We start from the raw sequence: 293 nt of genomic DNA, 5'->3' as shown, positions 1-293 counted from the left end.
AAAATCTTTTTTTAACTGATCAATCCGATCTGGCTGAATGCCAAGAATCGTCCCGTTGTCTTTAACTCCTAAAAAAATATGCCCCCCATCCCGATTTGAGAAAGCACAAACACTACCGTCACGCCCATGACCAGGGCGGTTATAACGAATGTAACCAGGTTAATGACATTGCTTCCCGTGGCTACTGCCGAGATGCCCGCGTCCGTTCCAAACTGTCCCACAACGAGCAGATCAACCGCGCCGTACATCGCCTGTAGGATCAGGGCTCCAAGCACAGGAATCATAAATTTAAC

At 48.1% G+C, this 293-nt stretch carries 2 pseudogenes; both read right to left on the bottom strand.

Annotation, left to right across the window (positions count from 1 at the left end):
• A pseudogene (locus tag NE473_RS32685) lies at positions 1-78 on the bottom strand (helix-turn-helix domain-containing protein); the annotation flags it as partial.
• A gap of 32 nt (positions 79-110) precedes the next feature.
• Positions 111-293: pseudogene (locus NE473_RS31820) on the bottom strand (MATE family efflux transporter); the annotation flags it as partial.

This window comes from Hungatella sp. SL.1.14, assembly GCF_024460495.1.
GTDB classification, from domain to species: domain Bacteria; phylum Bacillota; class Clostridia; order Lachnospirales; family Lachnospiraceae; genus Hungatella; species Hungatella hathewayi.
This window is presented reverse-complemented; position numbering and strand designations above follow the sequence as displayed.